This is a genomic window from Leptothoe sp. PORK10 BA2, from assembly GCF_034932105.1.
Classification (GTDB): Bacteria; Cyanobacteriota; Cyanobacteriia; order Phormidesmidales; family Phormidesmidaceae; genus Leptothoe.
In genome coordinates, this window is record NZ_JAYGIG010000189.1 from 1 (window position 1) to 5,867 (window position 5,867).

Annotated in this window: 6 protein-coding genes; 4 read left to right on the plus strand and 2 right to left on the minus strand. The window is 52.0% G+C overall.

The features are described from left to right. Positions 1 to 89: 89 nt before the first annotated feature. Together VB741_RS25875 and VB741_RS25880 are read left to right on the plus strand one after the other, a co-directional pair. Entirely contained in the window at positions 90 to 731 is a 642-nt protein-coding gene (locus VB741_RS25875) for a tetratricopeptide repeat protein (RefSeq protein WP_323368112.1), read from the plus strand. A 47-nt stretch (positions 732 to 778) separates the two neighbouring features. After that, on the plus strand, positions 779 to 1,873 hold the full coding sequence (locus VB741_RS25880; protein WP_323368113.1) for a HupE/UreJ family protein: 1,095 nt from the start codon (positions 779 to 781) through the stop codon (positions 1,871 to 1,873). Positions 1,874 to 1,897: 24 nt separating this feature from the next. Here the strand turns inward: VB741_RS25880 and VB741_RS25885 are convergent, their stop codons facing one another. Together VB741_RS25885 and VB741_RS25890 are read right to left on the minus strand one after the other, a co-directional pair. Beyond that, positions 1,898 to 2,293 (minus strand): RidA family protein, encoded by a 396-nt coding sequence (locus VB741_RS25885; RefSeq protein WP_323368114.1) that lies wholly within the window; start codon positions 2,291 to 2,293, stop codon positions 1,898 to 1,900. Between the two features lie 291 nt (positions 2,294 to 2,584). After that, entirely contained in the window at positions 2,585 to 3,361 is a 777-nt protein-coding gene (locus VB741_RS25890; RefSeq protein WP_323368115.1) for a pyridoxine 5'-phosphate synthase, read from the minus strand. 202 nt (positions 3,362 to 3,563) lie between these two features. On the opposite strand from VB741_RS25890, the gene VB741_RS25895 reads away from it, so the two are divergent. Together VB741_RS25895 and VB741_RS25900 are read left to right on the plus strand one after the other, a co-directional pair. Continuing rightward, positions 3,564 to 4,919: a cytochrome P450 gene (locus tag VB741_RS25895; protein WP_323368116.1), complete on the plus strand. Its 1,356-nt coding sequence runs from the start codon at positions 3,564 to 3,566 to the stop codon at positions 4,917 to 4,919. Positions 4,920 to 5,231: 312 nt separating this feature from the next. Continuing rightward, positions 5,232 to 5,630: an ExbD/TolR family protein gene (locus VB741_RS25900; RefSeq protein WP_323368117.1), complete on the plus strand. Its 399-nt coding sequence runs from the start codon at positions 5,232 to 5,234 to the stop codon at positions 5,628 to 5,630. Positions 5,631 to 5,867: the final 237 nt, after the last annotated feature.

The window sequence follows — 5,867 nt, forward strand, 5'->3', positions numbered from 1 at the left end:
GGAGGCGAAGAATATACCTCAAGTGTTACGACACCGTTGTGCCTATTTGAATGGGCAATTTTCGACGGTATCCTCACTTTCTTAGCAAAATGAGTAATAATACTCATCGCAAAAGTGAGATGCACCCCTATCGTTCAGCTAATAAGCTTTACTCCCAGGTCTTTACCTCCCAAGATTATCCTCATGTGTGGGACCATGTGGCCCTGCAGGGGATGGCCCAAGTGGCGAATCTTCGAGGTGATCGCCCAGAGGCTGAGCGACTTTGGCAACAAGCTGAAACACAATTTAGACAGCACCAGGATTTAGATACCTTTGGTCATCGCCGGGCCCTAGCGCAGCTGTTACTCGCCCGAGGGGATCAGGCTGATTTATCCGAAGCCCTGGGGCTAATGGCAGCCGACGTAAATGTCCGCCAGGATGCTGAAACCTTAGACACCTATGCCTGGACATTGATGCGGCTAGGGCGTTGGCAAGAGGCTAAGGAGAGCTTGCAAACGGCGATTGGGCAGGGTACTCGGAATGCGGTGATTTTTTATCGGGCTGGCCTGGTGGAACAACAGTTGGGTAATGAATCTGCGGCGGGTCAGTATTTTGAAGCTGCCCTGGCCGTGGATCCCACGTTTGGTCAGCGGGACCAGCAGATTTGGGGACTGACGCGTAACGGTTTATCCACTTCGTTTCTCGTGCCAAAGGGGGATGGGGCATCGACTTTCGTGAATAACGACAATTAAATAACTGCAGTCAAGTCAGTCGTTTTAATTCTAATTAGGAGAGTCTCATGAAACATCTTGTTCGCTTTTTACAAGTAAGTCTCTTTGGTCTGTTTGTTACTGTGTGGATTGGCCATGTTGCGATCGCACCCGCCACCGCCCACTGGGCCGACCTAGCCGTAGCCGATATCACCGTCGCCGACACAGCAGTCGATATCACCCTCACTGTTCCCACCACAGTGCTAGCCTTTGCCGACGATAATAACGATCAAACCCTATCCTCATTAGAGCTAGCCAAACATGCTGACCAGTTAGAACAACATTTGAGTGAAAATATTGTCTTAACCCATCAGACCAACCCACCCGAACTGTTCACCGTCACTCCAGCCCTCACCCCCCAAACCAAAGATCGGGCTACCCACAGCACCTTTTTATTACAGTATCAGTGGCCCCAGCCAATCCAACGGCTATCTATCCGTTACAACCTATTTTCCCCGGATCTGGAGCAGGCCCAATGCCTAGCTACCATTACCCAAGGCGACCGGACTCGCAATATTGTCTTTACACCAGAAAACAACCTTATAGAAATAGCCGACACATTGCCCTGGCAGCAACAGTTTTTCAGTTTCCTACAACTGGGAGTGAAACACATATTTACCGGCTATGATCACATCCTGTTTTTAGTCGCCTTGCTCTTGCCAGGGGGTAACCTATCCCAACTACTGAAAATTGTTACCGCCTTTACCATTGCCCATTCCGTCACCCTGACCCTCGCAGTGCTCAATATTGTCACCTTGCCTACCCCACTGGTGGAGAGCATTATTGCCCTATCGATTGTCTATGTTGCTGCCGAGAACCTATGGCGCAAAGAGATCCGCCATCGCCTCTGGCTCACCTTTGGCTTTGGCCTGATTCATGGTTTAGGGTTTGCCAACATTTTGCGCGACCTCAGCCAAAGCCAGGACAATCTGCTGCTGTCCCTAGGGAGCTTTAACCTGGGGGTGGAGTTGGGACAAATTACCATTGTGTTGCTGGTATTCTATGGCCTGCGTTTTTTACAGAAACAACCAGGAGAATTAATTTTACGCAATGGAATTTCGGTCCTGATGGTGCTGATGGGCATGGTGTGGTTTGCTGAACGGGCCTTTGCTGCTGGGCTGTGAACAGCTGAAAAGTCAAATGAACAGTCAAAACAGCAGGGCATCGACTTCGATCTCGATCAGCATATCCGGGTCGATCAGGGCCTTCACCTCCACCATCGCCGTCGCTGGAGGATAGGCCCCCATGGCCTCCTGGTGAGCTTGGCCATATTCTTCCCAGCGGCTAATGTCCGTGACATACATGCGCGATCGCACAATGTTGGACAGATCGGCCCCCATGGCCTGTAAGGTTTGTCGAATAATCTGAAAACAGCGTTGGGCCTGTCTATAGCCATCCCCAGGGGCAACGGTATTGCCTGCGTCATCCACCGGGGCTGTGCCTGAAATGAAAATTTGATTCCCCACTCGGATGGCTCGGCAATAGCCCACCTTGGGTTCCCAAGGGGTGCCCGTGAAGTGACGCGAAACAGCAGGATTATCCATAAGGGGACCCTTTAAAATGACGGGAAACAGATGAAGGATGGTCCATGGGGGACCCTTTAAAATGACGGGAAACGGATGAAGGATTGTCCATGGGGGACCCTTTAAAATGACGGGAAAACGGATGAAGGATGGTCCATGGGGGACCCTTTAAAATGACGGGAAACAGATGAAGGATGGTCCATGGGGGACTCCGTGAAATGTCAGGAAACGGATGAAGGATGGTCCATGAGAACCCAGTGAAATGATCAGAAATAGGAGAATTTTTAATCGATGGGCCTGGGCATGTTTGGTCTATGGGTGTTGCTGATTAGCGGTGGCAATCACATCCAAGTAAGCCTTTACCGCCGGTCCCAGACCCATGATTAACGCATCCGCCGTCAGGGCATGGCCAATGGACACTTCTAAAATATTGGGAATGCGCAAAAACTGGGGTAGATTCTCCAGATTCAAATCATGGCCTGCATTGATCCCCAGGCCGCAGTCCTTAGCCACCCTGGCAGCCACCGCATAGTTCGTATGCTGGGTCTCTAGTTCATCCGGGTCGCCCCCACGGGATGCCGTCGCATAGGGTTCGGTGTATAGCTCAATGCGGGTTTCCGTTGGCCCCTCCATCACTCCCAAGGCTTTGATCAAACGAATCTGCTCGGGGTCTGGGTCCATAAATAAACTGACCCTGGCCCCCAGATCTTGGAGTTCTTGGATAATGGGCTTCAGGACTTCACCTTGTTTAGCCATGTCCCAACCATGGTCAGAGGTAAATTGCTTTGGATCGTCGGGGACCAGGGTAACCTGGTTGGGTTTCACATCCCGCACAATTTCCATAAACCCCGCTTCTAGGGGATTGCCCTCGATATTAAACTCAATGGTGGGATAGTCCTTTAATAACTTGGCTAGATCATAGACATCGTGGCGGCGGATGTGGCGTTCATCGGGTCGGGGATGGACCGTCAAGCCATAGGCCCCCGCTTGAATACAGGTTTCACCCGCTTTGACTACACTGGGGATACCTAGGGTGCGAGAGTTGCGGAGCAGGGCAATTTTATTAAGATTAACGCTTAGGGCTGTCATTGTCTGGGAACGAGTTTGAATAGGGCAAAAATCATAAGGTTAATGATTGTACAACATCCAAGCTGAAGCCCTTACTGATAGGGGGCCAATATATTCTCTGGCAAATTACCCTATCTTTTGCAGGTCAAATGCTGATTTAACCCAGGCGGCCCCATGGCAATGCAGTACTGATAAAAACTATTGACCTCTAAGGCCCAAACTTATGTCTACTATCCAGGGTTCGACGACACCTAGAGCCATCCAAACCATGCAGTGGGCCCTCAACCCCATTGGCTATATGGAAACCAACCGACGGCGGTATGGCGACTTTTTTACAGCACCGATCTCTCCGTTGAGTGATGATTCCTTTGTGTTTGTTAATCATCCGGAGGCGTTGCAGTACATTTTGACCCACGACAGTACTCCTGAGCTATCGGCACCGGGGGAACCGAACCGAATTGTGGAGCCCTTGCTGGGGAGTCGTTCTTTGATTTTGCTGAGTGGGGCGGACCACCGTCGCCATCGCAAACTGGTGATGCCACCCTTCCATGGGGAACGGCTGAAGGTTTATGGGGAGTTGATTTGTAATATTACTAAGGAGGTCGCGGCGACCTGGCAGCCAGGGGTGTCGTTTGTGGCGCGGCAGTCGATGCAGACCATTACCATGCGGGTGATTTTGCAGGCGGTGTTTGGGTTGGCTCAGGGGGAGCGCTACGAACAACTGCAAGTTTCCCTGACCCAGCGGTTGGATATGGTGTCGAGTCCGTTGGCTTCACTGCTGCTTTTCTTTCCTTTTTTGCAAAAGGATTTGGGTACTTGGAGTCCGGGGCATCGGGTACAGCAGGTTTCTGGGGAATGCGATCGCATCATCTACGACGAAATTCGGGAGCGGCGCACCCAGGACAACAGCCACCGCACCGATGTGCTGTCCCTATTACTAGCGGCTCGGGATGACCAGGGAGAAGGATTGGATGATGTATCCCTGCGGGACGAACTGATGACGTTGCTGGTGGCGGGCCATGAGACAACAGCAACGGCCCTGACCTGGGCCTTGTATTGGATCTATTCCCGGCCAGACATTTACCAACGGCTAATGGAGGAACTCAAAAGCTGCGATGCCAGCGATCCATTAGCGATGACTCGACTGCCCTATTTAAATGCAGTATGTAATGAAACCCTACGGATTTATCCGGTGGCGATGCTCACGTTTCCCCGACAGGCAGACCAGGATTTCGAGTTACAGGGCCATCCCATTGCAGCGGGCACCTATTTGATGGGATGCATTTACCTAATCCATCAGCATCCAGAAGTTTATCAACATCCTCAAGAATTTAACCCAGATCGGTTTTTGGAGAAGACCTATTCTCCCTATGAGTTTATTCCGTTTGGCAATGGAGTCAGGCGATGTGTGGGGTCGGCATTGGCGCAGATGGAGTTAAATCTGGTATTGGCTACGATCTTGTTGACGAGGTCTTTAGAGTTTGTGGGCAAGCAGCCAGTGCGCCCACAGCGGCGGGGGCTAACCTTGGGGTCGAGTCCGGTAATGTTGCAATGTTCGGGCTATGGCGCTATCGGCTAACCTACCCTGCCCGTTGGGAGGGGGTTTCGGACTATGGCCCTATCGGTTAACCCACCCCGCCCGTTGGGCACCCCTCCGAGGAGGGGATGATGGAAAATTGTTTCATCTAGAGGACATAGTTCCTCGTTCGTACTATCGTTCTATCAACGCAAGCCCATACCTATCCCCTCCTGGGAGGGGCAACGGGGTGGGTCACCCGCCTCGCTATCAATCAAATTCCACTATCCTTCTCAACGCAAGCCCATACCTATCCCCTCCTGGGAGGGGCAACGGGGTGGGTCTCCCCCAACCAACGTCCCTTCCCCTTCTCCCATGCAATTACCCCCCGAAGAAGAATCTCGCTTGACCATTAACATCGTGCCGATGATCGATGTGGTGTTTGCGGTACTAGCATTTTTTATTCTGTCTACCCTATACCTCACCCGTGATGAAGGGTTGCCGGTTAATTTACCGACGGCAACGACGTCAGAGAGTCAGGAGGCATCGCTGACGTTGACGATTACGGCGGAGGGGGATTTGTTTTTGGGGCAGCAGCCGGTGGTGTTAGAGGCGCTATATGACGAGGTGCAGGCGTTGGTGCCGCCGGGGCAGTCGACCATGGTGACGGTGCGGGCAGATGCGGCGACGCCCCATGGGCAGGTGGTGGCGGCAATGGATCGGATTCGGACGATTGATGGGGTGCGGTTGGGGATTGCGACGCAGCAGCCGTAGGGTGGGGTGGGTATTATTCCTACAGAATATGGGTTTAGGGCATTATGGTTTGCGGGGCAGGGGGAATTATTCGGAACCTTGTGACAACAGATTTTTCAAGATGGTTTGGGTAAGGGCGTAACCGGTGTTCCTCGGCCATCAGTAAAGGGGCTGAAGTATTGTCAGTTGGAGGTTGTAGAGCATCAAGCAGGAAATAGGACTAGAGTTGGAATATGAACGCCAATCTAGTCCCAACAA